Source organism: Streptomyces torulosus (assembly GCF_001419765.1).
Classification (GTDB): domain Bacteria; phylum Actinomycetota; class Actinomycetes; order Streptomycetales; family Streptomycetaceae; genus Streptomyces; species Streptomyces torulosus.
The window spans coordinates 1-21,088 of record NZ_LIRK01000233.1; the positions used below are offsets into that span (position 1 = coordinate 1).

General features: G+C 70.4%; 22 protein-coding genes. 12 read left to right on the top strand and 10 right to left on the bottom strand.

Features of this window, described 5'->3' with window-relative positions:
* The 3 genes from AOK23_RS16620 to AOK23_RS16630 all read right to left on the bottom strand — a co-directional run.
* A partial coding sequence (locus AOK23_RS16620; RefSeq protein WP_055713490.1) for a MarR family winged helix-turn-helix transcriptional regulator occupies positions 1-388 on the bottom strand: 388 nt, incomplete at its 3' end.
* A complete protein-coding gene (locus AOK23_RS16625; protein ID WP_055713491.1) occupies positions 385-993 on the bottom strand; it encodes a DJ-1/PfpI family protein in 609 nt (202 codons plus the stop codon). The genes AOK23_RS16620 and AOK23_RS16625, both read right to left, overlap by 4 nt.
* A gap of 282 nt (positions 994-1,275) precedes the next feature.
* Positions 1,276-1,992 (bottom strand): PepSY domain-containing protein, encoded by a 717-nt coding sequence (locus AOK23_RS16630; RefSeq protein ID WP_055713492.1) that lies wholly within the window; start codon positions 1,990-1,992, stop codon positions 1,276-1,278.
* Between the two features lie 172 nt (positions 1,993-2,164).
* On the opposite strand from AOK23_RS16630, the gene AOK23_RS16635 reads away from it, so the two are divergent.
* Both AOK23_RS16635 and AOK23_RS16640 read left to right on the top strand, forming a co-directional pair.
* Entirely contained in the window at positions 2,165-2,833 is a 669-nt protein-coding gene (locus AOK23_RS16635) for a response regulator transcription factor (RefSeq protein WP_055713493.1), read from the top strand.
* Positions 2,830-4,257 carry a sensor histidine kinase gene (locus AOK23_RS16640; protein WP_055713494.1) on the top strand — a complete coding sequence of 476 codons (1,428 nt, stop codon included), beginning with the start codon at positions 2,830-2,832 and terminating at the stop codon, positions 4,255-4,257. The genes AOK23_RS16635 and AOK23_RS16640 overlap by 4 nt, the downstream gene beginning before the upstream one ends.
* A gap of 132 nt (positions 4,258-4,389) precedes the next feature.
* Here AOK23_RS16640 and AOK23_RS16645 read toward each other — a convergent pair whose 3' ends face one another.
* From AOK23_RS16645 to AOK23_RS16660, 4 genes are all read right to left on the bottom strand, one after another.
* Positions 4,390-4,866, bottom strand: a complete 477-nt coding sequence (locus AOK23_RS16645; RefSeq protein ID WP_055538055.1) for a MarR family winged helix-turn-helix transcriptional regulator — start codon at positions 4,864-4,866, stop codon at positions 4,390-4,392.
* Between the two features lie 110 nt (positions 4,867-4,976).
* On the bottom strand, positions 4,977-5,774 hold the full coding sequence (locus tag AOK23_RS16650) for an AIM24 family protein (RefSeq protein ID WP_055713495.1): 798 nt from the start codon (positions 5,772-5,774) through the stop codon (positions 4,977-4,979).
* A 2-nt stretch (positions 5,775-5,776) separates the two neighbouring features.
* Positions 5,777-6,427, bottom strand: a complete 651-nt coding sequence (locus AOK23_RS16655) for an AIM24 family protein (protein WP_055713496.1) — start codon at positions 6,425-6,427, stop codon at positions 5,777-5,779.
* Between the two features lies 1 nt (position 6,428).
* Positions 6,429-7,061 (bottom strand): AIM24 family protein, encoded by a 633-nt coding sequence (locus AOK23_RS16660; RefSeq protein ID WP_055513230.1) that lies wholly within the window; start codon positions 7,059-7,061, stop codon positions 6,429-6,431.
* A 179-nt stretch (positions 7,062-7,240) separates the two neighbouring features.
* Here AOK23_RS16660 and AOK23_RS16665 point away from each other — a divergent pair, with 179 nt between their 5' ends.
* The 4 genes from AOK23_RS16665 (at position 7,241) to glxA (ending at position 11,817) form a co-directional block, all read left to right on the top strand.
* On the top strand, positions 7,241-7,585 hold the full coding sequence (locus AOK23_RS16665; protein ID WP_055713497.1) for a DUF3817 domain-containing protein: 345 nt from the start codon (positions 7,241-7,243) through the stop codon (positions 7,583-7,585).
* Complete coding sequence (locus tag AOK23_RS16670) at positions 7,582-7,875, top strand: MTH1187 family thiamine-binding protein (protein WP_055713498.1); 294 nt, start codon at positions 7,582-7,584, stop codon at positions 7,873-7,875. Before AOK23_RS16665 ends, AOK23_RS16670 begins: the two co-directional genes overlap by 4 nt.
* Before the next feature lie 228 nt (positions 7,876-8,103).
* Positions 8,104-9,840, top strand: coding sequence for a glycosyltransferase family 2 protein (locus tag AOK23_RS16675; protein WP_055713499.1), 1,737 nt, complete (start codon positions 8,104-8,106; stop codon positions 9,838-9,840).
* Positions 9,841-9,843: 3 nt separating this feature from the next.
* Positions 9,844-11,817: a radical copper oxidase GlxA gene (gene glxA, locus AOK23_RS16680; RefSeq protein WP_055713500.1), complete on the top strand. Its 1,974-nt coding sequence runs from the start codon at positions 9,844-9,846 to the stop codon at positions 11,815-11,817.
* Positions 11,818-11,862: 45 nt separating this feature from the next.
* Here the strand turns inward: glxA and AOK23_RS16685 are convergent, their stop codons facing one another.
* The gene (locus tag AOK23_RS16685) at positions 11,863-12,906 is read right to left on the bottom strand and encodes a glycoside hydrolase family 6 protein (RefSeq protein ID WP_055713501.1); all 1,044 of its coding nucleotides are present in this window, start codon (positions 12,904-12,906) and stop codon (positions 11,863-11,865) included.
* 176 nt (positions 12,907-13,082) lie between these two features.
* Here AOK23_RS16685 and AOK23_RS16690 point away from each other — a divergent pair, with 176 nt between their 5' ends.
* The gene (locus tag AOK23_RS16690; RefSeq protein WP_055713502.1) at positions 13,083-13,592 is read left to right on the top strand and encodes a MarR family winged helix-turn-helix transcriptional regulator; all 510 of its coding nucleotides are present in this window, start codon (positions 13,083-13,085) and stop codon (positions 13,590-13,592) included.
* 15 nt (positions 13,593-13,607) lie between these two features.
* On the opposite strand, the gene AOK23_RS16695 is transcribed toward AOK23_RS16690, so the two are convergent.
* Positions 13,608-13,949, bottom strand: coding sequence for a DUF3817 domain-containing protein (locus AOK23_RS16695; protein ID WP_055713503.1), 342 nt, complete (start codon positions 13,947-13,949; stop codon positions 13,608-13,610).
* 95 nt (positions 13,950-14,044) lie between these two features.
* Between AOK23_RS16695 and AOK23_RS16700 the strand changes: the two genes are divergently transcribed.
* Positions 14,045-15,745, top strand: coding sequence for a coenzyme B12-dependent isobutyryl-CoA mutase large subunit (locus AOK23_RS16700; RefSeq protein WP_055713504.1), 1,701 nt, complete (start codon positions 14,045-14,047; stop codon positions 15,743-15,745).
* A gap of 60 nt (positions 15,746-15,805) precedes the next feature.
* Here the strand turns inward: AOK23_RS16700 and AOK23_RS16705 are convergent, their stop codons facing one another.
* The gene (locus AOK23_RS16705) at positions 15,806-16,417 is read right to left on the bottom strand and encodes a TetR/AcrR family transcriptional regulator (protein WP_055713512.1); all 612 of its coding nucleotides are present in this window, start codon (positions 16,415-16,417) and stop codon (positions 15,806-15,808) included.
* A 196-nt stretch (positions 16,418-16,613) separates the two neighbouring features.
* Between AOK23_RS16705 and AOK23_RS16710 the strand changes: the two genes are divergently transcribed.
* The 4 genes from AOK23_RS16710 (at position 16,614) to AOK23_RS16725 (ending at position 21,072) form a co-directional block, all read left to right on the top strand.
* Positions 16,614-17,588: a tetratricopeptide repeat protein gene (locus AOK23_RS16710; RefSeq protein WP_055713505.1), complete on the top strand. Its 975-nt coding sequence runs from the start codon at positions 16,614-16,616 to the stop codon at positions 17,586-17,588.
* Positions 17,589-18,283: 695 nt separating this feature from the next.
* Positions 18,284-18,919: a DUF6230 family protein gene (locus AOK23_RS16715; protein WP_055713506.1), complete on the top strand. Its 636-nt coding sequence runs from the start codon at positions 18,284-18,286 to the stop codon at positions 18,917-18,919.
* Positions 18,920-19,088: 169 nt separating this feature from the next.
* Positions 19,089-19,727 (top strand): DUF6114 domain-containing protein, encoded by a 639-nt coding sequence (locus AOK23_RS16720; protein WP_055713507.1) that lies wholly within the window; start codon positions 19,089-19,091, stop codon positions 19,725-19,727.
* Positions 19,717-21,072 carry a hypothetical protein gene (locus AOK23_RS16725; RefSeq protein ID WP_206336221.1) on the top strand — a complete coding sequence of 452 codons (1,356 nt, stop codon included), beginning with the start codon at positions 19,717-19,719 and terminating at the stop codon, positions 21,070-21,072. Before AOK23_RS16720 ends, AOK23_RS16725 begins: the two co-directional genes overlap by 11 nt.
* The last annotated feature ends 16 nt before the right edge of the window (positions 21,073-21,088 follow it).

The following is a 21,088-nucleotide window of genomic DNA, read 5'->3' on the forward strand; positions in this document are numbered from 1 at the left end:
CGGTCACGCGGCCCTCGCCGAGGGCCTCGGCCAGACGGTCGGCGAGGGCCGCGTGACCGGGGTCGATCTTCTCGACGGCGGCGCGTCCCGCCGGGGTCGGGGTGAGGAGCTTGGCACGGCGGTGGGCCGGGTTCGGGACGTACGCGGCGAGGCCGCGGTCGACGAGGAGGTCGGCGACACGCTGCACGCTCTGCCGGGTGATGCCCATGGCGCGGGCGACCCCGGACACGGGCAGCGGCTCGGGGAGCACCGCGCCGAGGACCTGCCACCAGGCCGCCGTGAGCCCCGCCGGACGCGCCAGTTCGTCCGCGACGGACAGGAACTGGCCGTTGAGCCGGAAGACACCGAGGGCGGTGCGGCTGAGCAGGTCCTGCCGCGCGCGGCTCATCGGGCGGCCGCTTCCAGGACGGCGTACGCCTCCGGGTCCGAGTCGTGGAACAGGCGGTACCAGGCGTCGAGGACCTCGCCCTCGTAGACGCCGAGGAGCCGGAAGACCTCGCGGGCGAAGGCGACGGGTTCGGTGGGGCCGGCGGTGACGAGCAGGCCGTCCGCGTCGGTCGCGGCGTCCGTGTCGACGTAGTGGTCGGCACCCTTGTAGCCGGTGGCGGCGAGGTAGAAGGGGGCTGCGCTGGTGTGGGCGCGGTCGTCCAGCAGCCCTTCCCTGGCGAGCCCGGCGGTCGCCCCGCAGATCGCGGCGACGGGGACGCCGGCGGCCAGGAACTCGCGGGCCTTGCGGGCGAACGGGGCGAGGTCGTCGCCGGTGTCCCAGAGGTCCGCGCCGGTGAGGATCAGCAGGGAGCTGTCCTCCGGGCGGAGGTCGGCGAGGGCGGTGTCCGGCTGGATACGGATGCCGGCGAGGGTCCGGACGGGGTTCCCTGTCGGGCCGACCGTACGGATCTCGTGGCCGGCGCGGGCGAGCCAGGCGGTGGTGTGGCCGGTCTCCCAGTCGGCGTAGGTGTCGTAGACGGCGAGGTGGACGGGGGTGCTGGTCATGGCTTCTCCTCCAGGGGCGTTCGCTGTCATGACAGTATGCTGACATCTTGCCAGGATGCTGTCAATGCATGCGCGTCATAGCTCGGGGGTGCGCTGTCTGTCCGGCGGGTGCGGGTGCGTCGTGGTTTCTCGCGCAGTTCCCCGCGCCCCTGGAGGGACGTGCCTGCGGCCCGCCCTCCCCCGGAAGGCGCGGGGCTGTGACACATGCGGCTCCGCCGCGTGGGCGCGAACAACCCCCACCGGGCCGCAGTCGAACCACGGCCCGGAAAGGGATCCCGGCGGTCAGTCGTTCGTGCGGTCGGCCGTGACCTTCCCCGTGTCCAGCGCCACGCGCCAGTCGCTGCCCGTGCCGTTCGCGGCGGTGGTGTCGACCTCCCACGCCTTGTCCCGGCTCTCCTCGTCGAGGTCGACGGAGGTGACGGTGCCCTTCGCGGCGGCGGCCTCCGCGGCCTCCGCGGCGGTCACGGAGCTGCCCTTGAGCGCGTCCCGGATCTGCGCGGTCTCGGCGGCGTCGTCACCGTCGTCGTCCTTCTCGGTGTGCGAGCCGAGGACCTTCCCGGTGGCCGGGTCGATCTGGACGCTGTGCCAGGCGCCGCCGCCCGTCAGCACGTCGACGTCCCACACGTAGGTCGTGCCCTCGTCGTCCAGGTCGGCGGAGACCGCCGTACCGGACGTGTGCTTCAGCGCCGCCTCGATCGCGTCGGCGGCGGTGATCTGCGCGGCCTTGGCGTCGGCCGCGTTCTCGGCCTTGTCCTCGGCGTCCTCGTCCGTGTCGCGGGCGGCCTTGTCCTCGGCCTTGTCCTCCGCCTTGTCCTCGGCCCTGTCCTGCGCGGTGTCGTCGGTGTCCTGGGCGTCGTCGCGGTCGTTGTCGTCGTTCGACACCGTGACCGTCTTCTTCGCCGGCGCCTCGTCGTCACCCGCGACCGCGATGGCGGTCGCGGTGCCTCCGCCGATCAGGGCGGCGGCCGCGACGGTGGCGATGACGATGTTGCGCTTCATGGGATTCCTCCGGAATGCGACGGGTTGCAACCAGTGGCAGGGGATGTCACCGGTTGTGGCTGGCTGGTGTGCCTCGTCTGCTTTCGACGTCCACCAATCTGGCCGAGCGACGCTGAAGCGGACCTGAAACACCCTGAAGACCGCTTCAGGTTCGCTTTGCCAAGCTGAACGCATGCGCCTGTTGATCGTGGAAGATGAGAAGCGGCTCGCGGTGTCCCTGGCCAAGGGGCTGACGGCCGAGGGCTACGCGGTGGACGTCGTCCACGACGGCGCGGAGGGCCTGCACCGGGCGAGCGAGGGCGTCTACGACCTCGTCATCCTCGACATCATGCTGCCCGGCATGAACGGCTACCGCGTGTGCGCCGCCCTGCGCGCCGCCGGCCACGATGTGCCGATCCTGATGCTCACCGCCAAGGACGGCGAGTACGACGAGGCCGAGGGACTCGACACGGGCGCCGACGACTACCTCACCAAGCCGTTCTCGTACGTGGTCCTCGTCGCCCGGGTGAAGGCGCTGCTGAGGCGGCGCGGCCCGGCCGGCGGGGCCTCGCCCGTGCACACGGTCGGCGATCTGAGGGTCGACACCGCCGCCCGGCGAGTGTTCCTCGCCGACGACGAGGTCACCCTGACCACCAAGGAGTTCTCCGTCCTCGAACAGCTCGTGCTCAGAGCCGGTGAGGTCGTGTCGAAGGCCGACATCCTGGAGCACGTCTGGGACTTCGCCTACGACGGCGACCCGAACATCGTCGAGGTCTACATCAGCACCCTGCGCCGCAAGCTGGGCCCGACGCTCATCAAGACCGTCCGCGGCGCCGGATACCGACTGGAGGCCCGCCCGTGAGGCGCCGTCTGGGCTCCGTACGGGCCCGTGCCACTCTCGCGGCGACCGTGGTCGTCGCCGTCGCCCTGGTCGCCGCGGGCGCCGCGGTGCTGCTCTCGCTGCGGTTCACCCTCGTCGACAAGGCGGACACCGAGGCCGACTCCGTGGCCCGCAGCGCCGCCTCGGCGCTCGCCCACGGCTTCGCGTACGACAAGCTGAACCTGCCGGACGGCGACGAGAACCCCGTGGAGATCCTCGACCGCGAGCAGAAGCCGGTCGTGGTCGGCGAGGACGTCGAGGGCATCAGCGTGAGCGCCGTCGCCTCGGAGCGGCTCAACTCCGAGACCAACGACGACGCCGACGACCGGGCGGAGGGCGACCGGGAGGCGGAGGACGCGGACAGCCTGAAGCCCGGTGAGGTCGCCGACGAGACCTGGTACGGCGAGGGCACCGCGACCGTCGAGGGGGAGACGGCCGACTACCGGTTCGCCGCCGTCGACGTGATCACGAAGGGCGGGGTTCCGCTCACCGTCTACGCGGGCGCGCCGCTCGCCGTCGAACAGGACGCGGTGGACACCGCCTTGACGACGATGCTGATCGGGCTGCCGCTGCTCCTGCTGACGGTCAGCGGGGTGACGTACCTGGTCACCCGGCGGGCGCTGCGACCCGTCGAGGGCATCCGCGTCGAGATGGCCGCGATCACGGCGTCCGAGGACCTCTCGCGGCGCGTCCCCGAGCCGGACACCCATGACGAGGTCGCGCGTCTGGCCCGTACGACGAACGAGACGCTCGCCGCGCTGGAGAGCTCCGTCGAACGCCAGCGCGCCTTCGTCGCCGACGCCTCCCACGAACTGCGCAGCCCCATCGCCTCGCTGCGCACCCAGCTGGAAGTGGGCGCCGCGCACCCGGAGCTGCTGGACCTGGACGGGGCCCTGGAGGACACCGTGCGGCTGCAGAGTCTCGCCGCCGATCTGCTGCTCCTCGCCCGCCTCGACGCGGGGGAGCGGCCGCCGCCGGACGCGCGGTTCGACCTCGCGGCCGTCGTCCGCGAGGAGGTGGACTCCCGTCCGGGGGTGGCCCTCGACAGTGTGGCCTCGTTGGAGGTCGGCGGCTCCCGCAGCCAGATCTGCCGGGTCCTCGGCAACCTGCTGGACAACGCCGCCCGGCATGCCCGCGACCGGGTCGCCGTCACCCTGCGCGCCGAGGCCGGCGAGGCCGTCCTCCAGGTCGCCGACGACGGCTCGGGGGTCGCCCCGGCCGACCGCGAGCGAATCTTCGAACGCTTCGTCCGTCTGGACGAGTCCCGGGCCCGAGACGACGGCGGTGCCGGCCTGGGCCTGGCCATCGCCAGAGACATCGCCCGACGCCACGCAGGCACCCTGACCGTCAGGAACGCCCCCGAAGGCGGCGCCCTCTTCGAACTACGCCTCCCGAGGGAGACCTAGCCGGCAGCCGTGGAACCGCCGGACGCCGGACAAGGGGCGCGGGGAACTGCGCGACCGGCCACGACGAACCCGCGGCCGACACCGGACCCGCGGCCCCAGCCCCCGTAGCCTCCCTGCCCCCCAAGCGGAGCGCTACGGCTTGCCGCGATGGCTGCGCAAGTGCTCCGCGACCGGTGTCAGCGACTTGTGCAGCTCCTCCAGCGCCTCCTCCGGCAGCAGATCGATGAAGTGCCGCCGCACGGACGCCACATGGTGCGGCGCGACCCGCTGCATGGTCTCCAGCCCGTGCTCGGTGAGCACGGCGAACAGCCCGCGCCGGTCGGACTCGCAGTTCTCCCGGCGCACCAGGTTCGCGTTCTCCATGCGGGTGATCTGGTGCGAGAGGCGGCTCTTGGACTGGAGGGTCGCGGAGGCGAGGTCGCTCATCCGCATCCGCAGGCCCTCCGACTCGGAAAGGTTCACCAGGATCTCGTAGTCGTTCATTGTCAGGCCGAACGGCTGCAGATCCCTTTCGAGCTGGTGCGTCAACAGTCGGTTGACGTCCAGATGGGTGCGCCAGGCGCACTGCTCCGCATCGGTCAGCCACCGCGTGGCCGTCTCGGTCTCCATGAATGAAGTCTACCTAAAAGGTTGAAAGGTGAACTAGTGAGGGTTGTGGTGGTACGGGTCGGAACATGACAGCGCGCACACGTTCGATGTCACACTCCGCAGACTACCGCTCACAGCCCGAAGCGACGCTGGAGGTCCCCCAGCTGTCCGGGAAGGCGCGGTGTGCCGACTTGCTGTCCGTGGTGGCCGGGTACCCCTCCGCCACCGGGTACGCCCGGCTCGTGCGGCACCGCGCCCATGGCCTGCTCGGCCATCAGCGTTTCGGACGACTGGAGCAGCACCGTGCCCGCCCCGACGAACTCGAACTGGTGCTCCTCGCCGGAGGCGCCGCCGATGCCCGTCAGTGCACGTAGACCGCCCATCACGCCTGTCATGTACCCGTGGTCGTAGTGGTGGCAGGGGGAGGGGCAGTCGGCCCACCCGACCAGCGCCTGCGGGTCGACCCGAATGGGGGGTTCCATGAACACCACGGGGCCGTTGGAGGCGGCCACGAACTTGCCGGTCCCGATCAGCGTCAGGAACCCCGGAACGATGGACTGCTTCAGCGCGAGACTTGGCTGAAAAGCGAGGAGGTTGCCGGAGCGAATGGTCAGGTTGCCCTCGTCCAAGTCATATGAATTGACGTCGAAGGCCCGGTCGGCCAGGAGCATCTTCCCGGAGCCCTCGGCGACGACCCAGTCGCTCGCGTGCAGAGGCGAATGAAAGGACGTACGGACAAGGCGGTCCAGCCGGCCGTGCCCGACGCCGTTGAACTCCATCTGCCCGTAGTAGGCGATCATCTTGCCCTTCTGCAGGAACCACTGGCTCCCCTTGAGCTCCACGCAGAAGGTGTAGTTGTTGACGTTGTCGTCGCTCGGCAGTGTCATCGGGTCGAAGACCGTCGGGCCGGCGACAGGGCCCCCGTACATGCTCACAGCTTCTCCTCCGAGGCCTGGACGTACACCACGCCGTTGCCGCTCAGCTCCAGTTGGAACGCCTCGCCGGAGCCGCGGCCCACCATGTCGCGCCAGCCGAGCGCGGTGGACAGCTTGTTGCGCACGTCGCCGTGGTGGGCCACGTACGCCTGGGGGTCCACATGGACCGGGCGGTGGGGGGTGATCGGGACCTCGATGACTCCGCCGTGCGCCATCACGGCGACCGCGCCGTGGCCCTGGAGGGTGGTGGTGAACAGGCCCTGCCCGGTCACCTGGCCGCGGACCATGCCCATGACGCCGCCCTGCGAGCCCATGAACATCGTGCCCTGCTGGAGGGTGCCGTCGAAGGCCAGCAGACGGTCGGCCTCGACGTAGAGCGTGTCACCGGTCAGGCCGATCACCTGGATGTGGTGGCCGCCGTGCCCGAACAGGACCGTGCCGCTGCCCTCGACGGTCATCAGCGGGGTCGCCTCGCCCGCGACGCGGCGGCCGATCATCGAGGCGATACCGCCCTGGCCGCCCTGGATGTTGGGCGTGAAGGACACCTCGCCCCTGTAGGCGAGCATCGCCCCGCGCTGGCTGAACAGCCGCTGGCCGGGCATGACGGTCGCCTCGATCATCTTCGAGTTGATCTCACGGAAGGGCATCTCACACGTCTCCCGCGATCGTGTTGCGCTCGCTCGGCTGGACATAGACGAGGCCGTCGCCCTCGAAGCGCATCTGGAAGGCCTCGCCGCCGCCCTCCCCGAGGAGCGTGCGGAACGTCACACCGGACTGGAACGACTGCTGGAGGTTGCCCTGGTGGGCGATGTACGCCCCCGGGTCCACCGTCAGCGGGTACTGGCGGCTCACGCGCAGCACCACCGCCGGGCCGTCGGACATGATCGCCGCCTGGCCGTGGCCCTCTATCGTCGTGGTGAACAGGCCGTTGCCCTGCGAGGCGCCGCGCAGCCCCGTGAAGCTCGTGCCCGTCCGCAGTCCGGAGTCCGTCGCGAGCAGATTGCTCGACTCCACATACAGCTTGTCCCCCTGAAGATTCACGAGGTTGATCTCGGAGGCCCGGTCCGCGAACCAGCAGGTTCCCTGCCCGGTGACCTCCATCAACGTCATCTGTTCACCAGTGAGGCGCCGCGTCACCATCCCGCGCAGGCCCTCACCACCGCCGCTCAGCTTCTTGAACGACATCTGACCGTCGTACGCGACCATCGAGCCGTTCTTCGCCTTCACGGCGTCCCCGGTCATGTCGACGGCGAGCACCTTGCTGCCTTGAAGTCGGAACATTGCCACGGGGTGACGGTAACCGGCCGATGGCCGGACAGGACAGGGTCCAGAGGGTGATCTCGACCCTGAGGGGACCCCTGGGGCATTCGGGAGGTTGACGGATGCCAGAATGGACCGCGCTTGTGCATGCGTTCACAAAGCTCGACGACTCGCCCGCCGACCCCACCCGAAGGTGACCCGTGGACATAAAGACCGCCTCCGCCCTCCGCCGCCTGCGCCTCGTCTCCGCCCCCGAGGCCGTCTCCTTCCTGCTGCTGCTCGTCTGCTCGGTGCTGAAGCGGACCACGGAGTTCAACGCGGTGCCCGTCATGGGCTGGGTCCACGCCATCCTGTTCCTGCTGTACCTGGTCTTCTGGGCCGACGCCTGGAACCGCACGAAGTGGTCGCTGAAGACCGCCGCGCTCTACTTCGCCCTCTCCGTGCTGCCCGCCGGCGGCTTCTTCGCGGAGCGCAGGCTGCGCCGTGAGGCCGAGAACGCGGTGATCGCCTCCCACGCCCGCAAGGAAGGGATCGTGAACGCGTGATCGTCGCCTTCTCCGTGACGCCGCTCGGCGTCGGCGAGGACGTGGGGGAGTACGTCGCCGACGCCGTCCGGGTCGTCCGTGAATCGGGTCTGCCGCACCGCACCGACGCGATGTTCACCTCCGTCGAGGGCGACTGGGACGAGGTCATGGACGTCGTCCGCCGCGCCGTCGCCGCGGTCGAGGAGCGCGCCCCGCGGGTCTCCCTGGTCCTGAAGGCGGACATCCGCCCCGGAGTGACCGACGGCCTCACCTCCAAGGTGGAGACGATCGAGCGGTACCTCGCCGAGTAGCGTGCTTTCGCGTACGACGGCGCCATGCGCAGCCGCGTCCGCCCGCCCCTGAACCCCGGCCCCTCGGGCCGGGGTTCTCCCATGCCCGGGGTGCCGGCGCTACGCCGTCTGCCGTAGGGGCGGGCACCCGCCGGGATGTCCTCCGTTCGGCCCCCTCCGGATCGACGTACCGCCATCCGCGCTCTTTGGTGGAGGTATCGCCTCGTCGTTCGATCACGGGAGGGCGCTGTGGGACCGGAGGGCTATGACTACGACACCCACAGCCGCCTGGCCGGACCGCTCACGGAGCCGACGGGTCCGGTCCACCGGGTGCGGTACACCAAGCTCCTGGCCAAAGAGCCGCACCGCGTACGCGCCGTCCTGCTGATGACGCTCGCGCCGGTCCTCACGGGCGTCCTGCTGGTCTACCTCGTCTGGCCGACGCACTGGGTGGAGCGCGAGGGCGCCGACAGTTGGCTGGTGGGCCTCGACGTCGCGATGCTGACGGCGATCGGGCTGATCGAGCTCTTCATGCTCGTCAACGTGGTGTCGATCGCCCACGCGACGATGGTCGCCCGCGACCCCATACCCGTGGTCCCCGAACCAGGCACCCGTGTCGCCTTCCTCACCACCTACGTCCCCGGCAAGGAACCCCTCTCCATGGTCCGGGCCACCCTGGAGGGCGCGACCCGGACACGGCACGACGGCCACCTCGACGTGTGGCTCCTCGACGAGGGCGACGACGACCGGGCCAGGGCCCTCTGCGCGGAACTCGGCGTCCGGCACTTCACCCGCAAGGGGAGGGCCGAGTGGAACCGCCCCAAGGGCCCCCACAAGGCCCGTACGAAGCACGGGAACTACAACGCGTGGATCGCGGCGCACGGCGAGGAGTACGCGTTCTTCGCCTCCGTCGACACCGACCACGTACCGCTGCCGAACTTCCTCGAACGGATGATGGGGTACTTCCGAGACCCGGACGTCGCGTTCGTCGTCGGCCCCCAGGTGTACGGCAACTACACCGCCCCGGTCACCAAGGCCGCCGAGTCGCAGCAGTTCCTCTTCCACGCCCTCATCCAGCGCGCCGGCAACCGCTACCGCGCCCCCATGTTCGTCGGCACCAACAACGTCGTCCGCGTCGCCGCCCTGCGGCAGATCGGCGGACTGCGCGACTCGATCACCGAGGACATGGCCACCGGCTTCGAGCTGCACCGCCACCGCAACCCCGCCACGGGCGCGTACTGGCGGTCCGTGTACACGCCGGACGTGCTGGCCGTCGGCGAGGGGCCCGCCTCCTGGACGGACTTCTTCTCCCAGCAGATGCGCTGGTCGCGCGGTACGTACGAGACGCTCTTCAGGCAGTACTGGAAGGCGCCGTTCACGATGCCGTGGGGCCGCCTCTTCTCGTACACGCTGATGCTCGTCTACTACCCGATGACGGCCGTCAACTGGCTGCTCGGCATCGTCAGCTGTGTGCTGTTCCTGTGCTTCGGGGCCTCCGGCACCCAGGTCACCGCCTCCGTGTGGCTGATGCTCTACAGCGACGCGGCCGCCCTCCAGGTCGGGCTCTACCTGTGGAACCGCAGGCACAACGTCTCGCCGCACGAGCCGGAGGGGTCGGGCGGGCTCGCCGGGATGGCCATGTCCGCGCTCTCCGCGCCCATCTACCTGAAGTCCCTCGGCGCCGCGCTGCTGAGGCTGCCCTGCCGTTTCGTCGTCACCCCCAAGGGCGGCGACGCCAGCCCCGACCGGCTGCTGACCTTCCGCATCCATCTGTTCTGGGCGGCGGTGCTCTCCGCCTCGCTGACCGCCTCGCTCCTGCTCGACCACAGCCATGTGGCCATGCGCACCTGGGCGGTCCTCGCCACGGCCGTCTCGCTGGCGCCCGTCGGGGTGTGGGCCGTCACCCGGCATCGGGAGCGCCGGGCGGGCGCCCCCGCACCCACCCCGGCCCCCTCGGTCTCCGGCACCGCGACGGGAGGCAACTAGGCCATGGCGCACCAGCTCCCGAAGAAGACCAAGGCGCACCAGCTCTCGAAGAAGACCGCCCTCGGCATCGGAGGCGTCACCCTCCTCGCCGGGCTGAACGCCCCGGCGGCGATCGGCTTCGCCGAGCAGCAGTACTACGAGTGGAAGATCGCCCAGCCCGGCTACAAGGCCCTCTACGGCTCCTGGTCGCAGGTCGACATCCCGCGCGAGTTCCGCACCAACGCCATCCACGCGGCCCTGCTGCACACCGGCAAGGTGCTGATCGTCGCCGGCTCGGGCAACGAGCAGAAGAAATTCGACAAGGGATCCTTCGACACCGTCCTGTGGGACCCGGTGAGGAACACCTTCAAGAAGATCCCGACCCCCGTCGACTTCTTCTGCGCCGGCCACGCCCAGCTGCCCTCCGGCCGGCTCCTGGTGGCCGGCGGCACCGCCCGCTACGAACTGCTGGACGGCGAGGTCGAACGGGCCGGCGGCGGGATGCGCGTCAAGAACGAGAACCCCGACCGGGCCGTGTTCCTGAAGAAGGGCACCCGCTTCCGCTCACCGTCCGGCACCGAGTACGTCAGCCGCTTCGACGTCACCGTCCCCAGGGCGAAGCGCGCCTTCGACATCACCTACGACGCGGCCGGCGTGATGCGGCCCTGGACGACGAAGGTCACCGCGAGCGAGGCCCGGGTCTTCGTCGAGGCCGCCGGGAAGGGTCCGCGGTTCGTCACCGACCAGCAGGCCCAGTACAAGATCGTCGGGCTGAAGGGGCAGGCCGCCGCCGACACCTACGGCCTCTCGGAGAAGATCACCCTGGACAAGCAGGACTTCCAGGGGATCAGGGCGGCCTACGAGTTCGATCCGGTGGCCGAGAAGTACGTGCCCGTCGCCCCCATGGCGAAGGCCCGCTGGTACCCGACGCTGGTCGGTCTGCAGGACGGGCGGGTGCTCGCCGTGTCCGGACTCGACGACGTGGGGGTCGTCGACCCGGGCGACAACGAGATCTACGATCCGGCGACGAAGAAGTGGAAGCCGGGCCCCAAGCGGTACTTCCCCACATACCCGGCCCTCTTCCTCACCAAGGGCGGCAAGCTGTTCTACCCGGCGTCCAACGCCGGGTACGGCCCCGCCGGCGCGGGCCGGATGCCGGGCCTGTGGGACCTCAGGACCAACACGTTCGAGAAGGTGCCGGGCCTGACGGACGCCGACCGGACGGAGACCTCGGCCTCCGTGCTGCTGCCGCCCGCACAGGACCAGAAGGTGATGATCCTCGGCGGCGGAGGCGTCGGCGAGTCACGGAAGTCGACCTCGCGCACGGCGGTCGTCGACCTGAAACAGGACTCCCCGGCGTTCCAGGACGGCCCCGATCTCCCCCAGGGCACCCGCTATCTGAACAGCGTGATCATGCCCGACGACACCGTCTTCACCTCCAACGGCTCCCGCGACTACCGCGGCCGCAGCGCCAGCAACATCCTCAAGGCGCAGTTCTACGACCCCCGGACCAACGCCTTCCGGGGCGCCGCCGCCCCCCGGGTGGGCCGCAACTACCACTCCGAGGCGCTGCTCCTGCCCGACGGCCGCGTCGCCACCTTCGGCTCCGACCCCCTCTTCGACGACCAGCAGAACACCAAGCTGGGCCACTTCGAGCAGCGCATGGAGATCTACACACCGCCCCGGCTGCACCAGTACGGCAAGGACCGTCCCGTCCTCGGCGACGGCCCCCAGGAGACCGACGCCAAGGGCCGCGCCACCTTCGCCACCGCCCACCCGGAGCGGATCGTCGCGGCCCGGCTGATGCGGCCCAGCGCGGTCACCCACTCCACCGACGTCGAACAGCGCTCCATCGCGCTGGACGTCACCCGGACCCGCGACTCGATCACCATCGACGTCCCGGAGGACCGGACCCTCGTCCCACCGGGCTGGTACATGCTGTTCGTGACGGACGCGCGGGGCACACCGTCGGTGGCCAAGTGGGTCCAGGTGCGGTGACGGGTCTGGGTACGGCGATGGGCCCTGGCGCGGTGACGCCGGGGGCTACGCCTTCGTGTTGCGGGCCAGGCCGAGGGCGTAGTCCGGCCACCACGTACCCGCCGCGGGTCCGCCCCGGCACTCCCCGTCCGACTCCCCGGGGCGCTTGATCCACAGATACGCGTCGAGGGCCGGCTCCCCGGTGTCCGTGGTGGGCGCCGTGCCGAGGGCCCGGCCGGGCGGGTTGCACCAGGCGGTGCCGCGCTCGCCGTTCAGCGGGCCGTTGCCGTTGCGGCTGGTGTCGACGACGAAGTGCTTGCCGCCGAGGGCCTCGGACAACCGGAGGCCGTACGCCTTGGTCGCGGCGTCGGTCTGGAAGTTGGAGACGTTGAGCGAGAAGCCGTCGGCCCGGGTGATGCCGGAGCGGCGCAGCGGCGCGACGAGGTCGCGGGGGTCGTCGATCCAGGCGGGGTTGCCGGCGTCGACGTACACCTTGGTGCGGGGCCGCTCCTTCAGCCGGTCGACGGCCTCGCCCAGCAGTCCCTCGCGCTCGGCGCGGTACTCGCCGGGGGTGCAGCCGTCCACGATGTGGGCGACCGCGTCCGGTTCCAGGACGACCAGGGCGTCGCCGCCCCCGAGGGCGCCGGCGAAGGCGTCGATCCACCGCAGATAGGCCCCCGAGTCCTCGGCACCGCCCGCCGAGTGCTGGCCGCAGTCGCGGTGCGGGATGTTGTACGCGACGAAGACCGCCGTGCGGTGCTCCCGCCCCGCAGCCTCGACGGCCTCCGCGATCACCGGCACCGGGTCGTCGCCGGCCGGCCACAGGGCGGTCGGCCGTTCGGCGATCCGGCGCAGCAGCGCGGCGTCCCGCTCACGGCCCTCGTCCTCCCACCGCTCGATCTGCCGGGCCGCGGGGCTCGACGGATCCACCCAGAAGGGGGATCCGGCGGCGGGCCGTACGGCGTCACCGGCCTTCTCGGTGGCGCCGCCGACGGAGGTGTCGCCGGTGCCGCTCCCGGGCGGGGATCCCGGCGACGCGCAGCCCGCCGCGAGCCCGAGGGCGGTGAGGGCCGAGAGGACGGCGAGCGACGTACGGGTCGGCCGGGACATGGTGCTCCCTCTGCTCCCTGGGTGGTGACGTGCCGTGACGATTCATCACCAATCGTTACACAAGGTGATAAAGCGACTCGGTTGTGACACCGCCCGCGGAGGACCGGCGGACCGCCGGGCGACCGAAAGGCGAGACGGGGCTGACCAGCATGTGACCGGCCGGTAAGGTCGATGCCGTGCCGAAGCCGCTCAGCCTCTCCTTCGACCCCATCTCGCGCGCCGACGAGCACTGGAAGCAGCGCTGGGGAAACGTCCCGTCCATGGCCGCGATCACCTCGATCATGCGCGCCCAGCAGATCCTGCTGGCGGAGGTGGACGCGGTCGTCAAGCCGTACGGGCTGACCTTCGCGCGCTACGAGGCGCTGGTGCTGCTCACCTTCTCGCAGAAGGGCGAGCTGCCGATGTCGAAGATCGGTGAGCGCCTCATGGTCCACCCCACGTCCGTGACGAACACGGTGGACCGCCTGGTGAAGTCGGGTCTCGTCGACAAGCGCCCCAACCCCAACGACGGCCGCGGCACCCTCGCCTCGATCACCGACAAGGGCCGTGAGGTCTGCGACGCCGCCACCCGTGACCTCATGGCCATGGACTTCGGCCTCGGTGCCTACGACGCCGAGGAGTGCGCGGAGATCTTCGCGATGCTCCGCCCCCTGCGGGTGGCGGCGGGGGACTTCGAGGAGAGCTGAGCGGCGACCGCAGGGTCAGGCCGCGGAGGTCTCCGTCACCCGGTCCTCGATGACGAGGGGCTCGGCCTCGCGGGTGATCCGGCGCTCGACGAAGAAGGCGGCGGTCGGGACCGTGCCCGCGAGCAGGACCCAGAGCAGACGCCCGACCGGCAGCTTCATCTTGTTGCCGAGGTCGAAGGCGAAGACCAGGTACAACACGTACAGCCAGCCGTGGGCGAAGCCCACCACGGTGACGAAGGTGTCGAAGCCGTCCAGGCCCAGCACGCGCTTCCCGATCACGCCCGCCGTGAGCAGGATCAGCAGCACGGCCGTGACGAGGGCCAGCACTCGGTAGCGGGTCAAGACGCTCTTCTTCATGCCGTTGAGCGTAACGGGTGCTTTCGTGGATCCTTCGGGCGCGTCCTGACCTGCGTCGCTATCATTTACTAGGACGTCCAAGTAAATTGGTGGGCATGGACGCTGACGCCATCGAGGAGGGTCGCCGTCGTTGGCAGGCCCGGTTTGACGCCGCGCGCAAGCGTGAGGCCGACTTCACCACGCTTTCCGGCGATCAGGTGGAGCCCGTGTACGGTCCTCGGCCCGGGGACGTGTACGACGGGTTCGACCGGATCGGGTGGCCGGGGGAGTACCCGTTCACGCGGGGGCTCCACCCGACCGGCTACCGGGGGCGGACCTGGACGATCCGGCAGTTCGCCGGGTTCGGCAACGCCGAGCAGACGAACGAGCGGTACAAGAAGATCCTCGCCAACGGCGGCGGGGGCCTGTCCGTGGCGTTCGACATGCCCACCCTCATGGGACGGGACTCCGACGACCCCCGGTCGCTGGGCGAGGTCGGGCACTGCGGCGTCGCCATCGACTCCGCCGCCGACATGGAGGTCCTGTTCAAGGACATCCCGCTCGGGGACGTCACGACGTCCATGACCATCAGCGGGCCCGCCGTGCCCGTCTTCTGCATGTACCTCGTCGCCGCCGAGCGGCAGGGCGTCGACCCGGGCGTGCTGAACGGCACCCTGCAGACCGACATCTTCAAGGAGTACATCGCGCAGAAGGAGTGGCTGTTCCAGCCCGAGCCGCACCTCAGGCTCATCGGCGACCTCATGGAGCACTGCGCGGAGCGGATCCCCGCGTACAAGCCGCTGTCCGTCTCCGGCTATCACATCCGTGAGGCCGGGGCCACGGCCGCGCAGGAGCTGGCGTACACCCTGGCCGACGGCTTCGGATACGTGGAGCTGGGGCTCAGCCGCGGGCTGGACGTCGACGTGTTCGCGCCCGGGCTGTCCTTCTTCTTCGACGCGCACGTCGACTTCTTCGAGGAGATCGCCAAGTTCCGCGCGGCGCGCAGGATCTGGGCCCGCTGGATGCGCGACGTGTACGGGGCGCGGACCGACAAGGCCCAGTGGCTGCGGTTCCACACCCAGACCGCCGGTGTCTCGCTGACCGCGCAGCAGCCGTACAACAACGTGGTGCGCACGGCGGTGGAGGCGCTCTCCGCGGTCCTCGGCGGGACCAACTCCCTGCACACCAACGCCCTGGACGAGACCCTCGCGCTGCCCTCCGAGCAGGCCGCCGAGATCGCGCTGCGCACACAGCAGGTGCTGATGGAGGAGACCGGCGTCGCCAACGTCGCCGACCCGCTGGGCGGTTCGTGGTACGTCGAGCAGCTGACGGACCGTATCGAGGCCGACGCCGAGAAGATCTTCGAGCAGATCAAGGAGCGCGGGCTGCGGGCCCACCCCGACGGGCGGCATCCGATCGGGCCGATGACCTCCGGGATCCTGCGGGGCATCGAGGACGGGTGGTTCACCGGCGAGATCGCCGAGTCCGCCTTCCGCTACCAGCAGGCCCTGGAGAAGGGCGAGAAGCGTGTCGTGGGCGTCAACGTCCACCACGGCTCCGTCACCGGCGACCTGGAGATCCTGCGGGTCAGCCACGAGGTCGAGCGCGAACAGGTGCGGGTGCTCGCGGGGCGGAGGGCCGCCCGCGACGACGCGGCGGTACGGCGCGCACTGGACACCATGCTCGCCGCCGCCCGGGACGGGTCGAACATGATCGGGCCGATGCTGGACGCGGTCCGCGCGGAGGCCACGCTGGGCGAGATCTGCGGGGCCCTGCGGGACGAGTGGGGGGCCTACACGGAGCCCGCGGGCTTCTAGGGGGTGTTCGCGGAGGGGCGCGCGTGCGCCGGCCGGTCGGCACGGCCGCGTGCGTCCCCTTCAGCCCGCCGCCCCGCCCAGGCCCACCAACAGGAGCCTGGTGAAGGCGCGCACCCACTGCTCGTCGGCCGGTTCCGCGCTCACCAGGGTGCGGTGGACCACCGCGCCCGCCACGACGTCGAAGATGAGGTCGACGGCCGTCGGGTCGGACTCCGGCGGGAGTTCACCGCGGGCCTGGGCACGGGTGCGGCCCTCCAGGACCAGCCGCTTCTGGCGTTCGACGATGGACGTGCGGATGCGTTCGCGCAGCGCGTCGTCGCGGGTCGACTCGGCGATGACGGCCATCAGGCCGCTGCGTGCCTCGGGGCGGGCCAGGATCGCGGCGAACTGCAGCACCACGCCCTCGATGTCCGCTGCGAGGCTCCCCCGGTTGGGGATCTCCAGTTCGTCGAAGAGTTCGGCCACCGCGTCGACCACGAGCTCGTTCTTGCCCGCCCAGCGGCGGTAGAGGGTCGTCTTGGCCACCCCGGCGCGCGTCGCCACGTCGCCCAGCGTCAGCTTCGACCAGCCCAGCTCCACGAGAGCCTCCCGGGTGGCCGCCAGGATCGCGGCGTCCGCCGTGGCGCTGCGCGGACGCCCCGTGGCGCGGGAGGCAGGGGTGCGGCTCTGCATGCCGCCGACCATATCCGGCCGTTCTTCGGCGTCCAGGGATGTCGTGCCCGGTGCCGTGAGGCAGATCACCGGGGAGTGGGTACATAGGAGTCGCGGGTGCAGTTACGCTACGGGTCGTAGCGAAAGATCGGGCACGGGGGACGGTCGGCTTCGCGACGCTTTTCACGCGCGCGCCCGGAGGGGGGAGGATGTACTCATGCAGCCACGGAACATGTCCATGAGCGGAGTCGTCGACCTCGCCGCGGTGAAGGCGGCCCAGGAGGCCAAGGCGAAGGCGGAGCAGGCGCGTGCCGAAGCGGCCCGGCAGGGCGGCCAAGGAGCGGTCTCCCCGGCCGACCTGGTCATCGACGTCGATGAGGCCGGGTTCGAGAGGGAGGTCCTCCAGCGCTCCACCGAGGTGCCCGTCGTCATCGACTTCTGGGCCGAGTGGTGCCAGCCCTGCAAGCAGCTCAGCCCCGTGCTGGAGCGGCTGGCCGTCGACTACAACGGCAAGTTCGTCCTCGCCAAGATCGATGTCGACGCGAACCAGATGCTGATGCAGCAGTTCGGGATCCAGGGGATCCCGGCGGTGTTCGCCGTCGTCGCCGGGCAGGCGCTGCCCCTCTTCCAGGGCGCCGCCCCCGAGCAGCAGATCCGCGCCACCCTCGACCAGCTCGTGCAGGTCGCCGAGCAGCGCTTCGGCCTCACCGGCCTCGTGGTCGACCCCGACGCCGAGCCCGGTGCCGTCGAGTCGGCCCCGCAGATCCCGGCCGGCCCCTACGACCATCTGCTCGCCGCCGCCGTACAGGCCCTGGACGCGGGCGACTTCGGCGGCGCGGTGCAGGCGTACAAGAACGTGCTGAGCGACGACCCGGGCAACATCGAGGCCAAGTTGGGCCTCGCGCAGGCCGAGTTGCTGCAGCGGGTGCAGGGCATGGACCCGCAGGAGGTGCGCAAGGCCGCGGCGGAGAACCCCGCCGATGTGCCGGCGCAGATCGCGGCGGCCGACCTCGACCTCGTGGGCGGACATGTGGAGGACGCCTTCGGGCGGCTCGTCGAGACGGTCCGGCGGTCGGCGGGCGACGACCGGGAGACCGCGCGACTGCGGCTGATCGAGCTGTTCGAGGTCGTCGGGTCCGACGATCCGCGGGTGACCGCGGCCCGCCGGGCGCTGGCGCGGGCGTTGTTCTGAGACGGGTTCCGGGGCGGGCCGCGTCGGCCCGCCCCGGTTCGTCTTCCGCGCCCACGCCTCGGCGTGGGCGCACGGCTGTGATGTGCCGGAACACGTGTTGCCGGAGTGAGAGATTTGGCGACACGGCGACATCCCGGCCGCCCTTTACCAAATCTTGGTAATCCCGGCCGCTGTTACTGGCAGTAAGAGAACCGCGCCGATGTGTCGGACTCTGTCCGACTGTCAACCAGTCTGTCGCCTCACTCGGGGCGACCCAGGGTCGCTGCCCGATGCCAATGGGTCGTTGTTCGGTTATCCGTCCGTTACTAGCGAGTAACGAACCCCCTTGCGGGGGCGGCGAGAATGCACCACGATCGGCGACGCTCGGTCCAATCCCGTACCCCGACGGCCAGTCGGGTCAACGGGTTTTCTGGGTCCCCACCGAGTAGAGCCGGCGACAGTGGCGTCGTCTCTTGGACAGGGGGGTCTCCGCTTCAACGGTGGAGCCTGTCCAGCAGGTTGTGCGTGATGCGTGTCAGGCGCGACCAGTGGTTGTCGCTCGGGGGTGATCGCCGGTGAGTTCGGGCGCTTCGGTGCCACCGAGCGCGGGCGCTCCCCATTCCCGAGGACGTAGCACTTCTCCCATCCCTGTCCGGCCGAGCCGCCGCCAAGGGGCGAGCCGGTGGCAGGAGATGTACGTCCGAGAAGGAGGAAATATGGAGTCCCAGGTGCGTGGCGGGACCAGATGGAAGCGGTTCGCTGTGGTCATGGTGCCCAGCGTCGCCGCCACGGCAGCGATAGGTGTCGCCCTCGCGCAGGGCGCTCTCGCCGCGTCGTTCAGTGTGTCGGGCCAGTCGTTCAAGGTGACGGCGGGTCAGCTCGAAGGTCAGGGCTTCTCGCAGTACGGGGCGCTCGACGAGGGCTACACCCTCAAGGGCGAGAAGACGGTTCACCCCGTCGCCGTCTCGGCCTTCAAGAGCGCGACGATCACCAACATGTGCCAGTCGGTCGTGACCCCCGGTGTCCCGTTGCTCGGTAGCGTCAGCCTCAAGCTGACCGCCGGTACCGGTGGCAAGAAGGTCGAGGCCGAGAACCTCTACATCGACGTCGAGGACCTCTCGGCCGATGCCGTCTTCAAGGGCATCGACATCGGTGTGGCGGCCAAGGACGCCAACAAGGGTCCGGGCATGAAGGGCGGCTCGGAGCAGGCCAACCCCTACGGGTTCGCCCAGCAGGCCGACTCGGCCACGCTGAGCGACGTGAAGCAGACGGCGTGGGCGACCACCGCCGGAACCTTCAAGCTGAGCAACCTCAAGATGTCGCTCCACAAGGGCACCGTGGAGTGCTACTAAGCACTCCCTGGGCGGGTGAGGGGGCCTGCGCTTCTTCGCCCGCCCGTCCCTCTCGCGGCGCGGGGCACCCCGCGCGCGACCTCCGTACGTGAAGTCCCGTACGCGCGCCTCGCGCCACATGCCGTACGCGAACTTCTCACAGCAACACCGTTCCAGGGAGCTGTTGTCCATGAGCGCCGAGTCAACGGGGCAGAACGAAGACTATCTCCGCGCCTTTCGGCGGCGCTTCCGCGACTGGAGGGGCTCTCGTCCCTTCTGGGCGGGCCTTCTGGTACTGCTCGGCGGTTTCCCGATCATGTACCTGCCGTACGCGAACCTGCAGATCGGTCATCTCACGCTCGCCATGTCGACGACGGGCGGCGCGGGTTCCCTCATCATCGGCGTCCTGCTGGTGGTGCTCGGGATCAGTCTGTGGTTCCAGCGGCACGTACGCACCTTCGCCGGTACGGCGGCGATCCTCCTGGCGCTCGTGTCCATCCCGGTCTCCAACCTCGGCGGCTTCGGCTTCGGCTTCCTGCTCTCCCTGATCGGCGGCGCGCTGGCCATCGCCTGGGCGCCCGGCCAGGAGGAGGAGCGGGTGTCGTCCACGTACAAGACCCCGTCGCGTGCCGCGGCCGCGCCGGACACGGCTCCCCGGGGCACGGCCTCTGAGAACACGGCACAACCAGGTGCGGTCCCCCTGGTCAAGGGCGACGCCCCCGAGCCCGCGACGGCGGACTCGACGAGCGGGGCGGCGCGCGGCGAGGGCGACGACCTGTCAGGTACCACCCCCACGAACGGGATGAACGGGAGGCACAGTGCCGGCTGACAAGGTGACCCACGGGACTTCGGTGGGAGAGTCCCGTGCGAGAACCGGACCGCGGCACGCGGCGCCCAAGAAGCCCCTTCTCACCCGGCTGAACGTGCCGGCGGGCAAGGCGATAGCCCTGGCGGCGATGCCGACGGCGGTCCTCATGGGCATGGGCTTCACGCCCACCCTGGCCCGCGCCGAGGACCCGACGAAGCAGAGCCTGACGGCCGACGAGTACAAGGACTGCGTGGCCGCCCTGGAGGCCGCCGACGAGGACACCGACACGTCCGCCTCGCCCACCCCGACCCCGTCCGCCTCCGCCCCGGAGAGCGACGACCCGGCCACGGACGACGGCGCGAAGGACGAGGACACCTCCACCGGCGACGACGACTCGGCGTCCGGCGGCACCTCCACCGGCGACGACGACTCCTCTTCATCGGATTCAGGTTCCGACGACAAGGGCGACGCGGACGAGTCCACCACGGACCCCGCCGACAAGTCCGCCTCCGACGCCACGGCCACCCCGTCGCCCACGCCCTCCGCCGAGGAGGCGGGCAGCGGCAACGTCCTGGAGGACATCGGCGACGCGCTCGAGGACATCTTCGTCCCCGAGAAGGACACCGAGGACACCACGCCCGAGCCGTCCACCACCCCGTCCCCGTCCGCCTCCGACGACACCGCGGGGGACACCGGTTCCGACACCGGGAAGGACGCCGGCAAGGACGCCAGGGACACCGCCGACGACGCCACCGACAAGGTGACCGACACGGCCAAGGACGTCACGGACGCGGCGAAGGACGCGAAGGACGACGCCGAGGACACGGCAGGCGACGCCACCGCGACCCCGAGTCCCACCCCGTCGCCGAGCGACAAGGTGAACGCCGACGACTGCCCCGTCGCCACTGAGGACGAGAGCGGCGTCGAGAAGGGCATCCCCGCCCTGCCGAACGACCCCTGGTACCTGAACGCCAGCTCCCTGCTGCTGAAGGGCGCCGACTACCAGGGCATCGTCAAGGTGCGGACCGCCGACGGCTCGGTCAAGGAGGTGCTGAAGTACGTCATCTCCGACGGCACCGACATCGGCGACCTCCACCAGACGGTCGACGACAAGCAGGCCGGCGTCACCTACCACGTGCAGGCGCGCAAGGGCAGCACGTCCACCATCCGCGACGGCAAGACGATCATGTACACGGAGAGCATCTCCGGCAACCTGCTCGGTCTGATCCCGGTGACCTTCGACCCGAAGCACCCGCCGCCGCTGAACATCCCGCTGATCTACTTCACCAAGGTGAAGGTCGTCCAGGCGGGCCAGTTCGGCGGGACGCTCACGGTGCCCGGGCTGCACCAGTTCACCACCGACTGAGACCGCCCACGGCGCC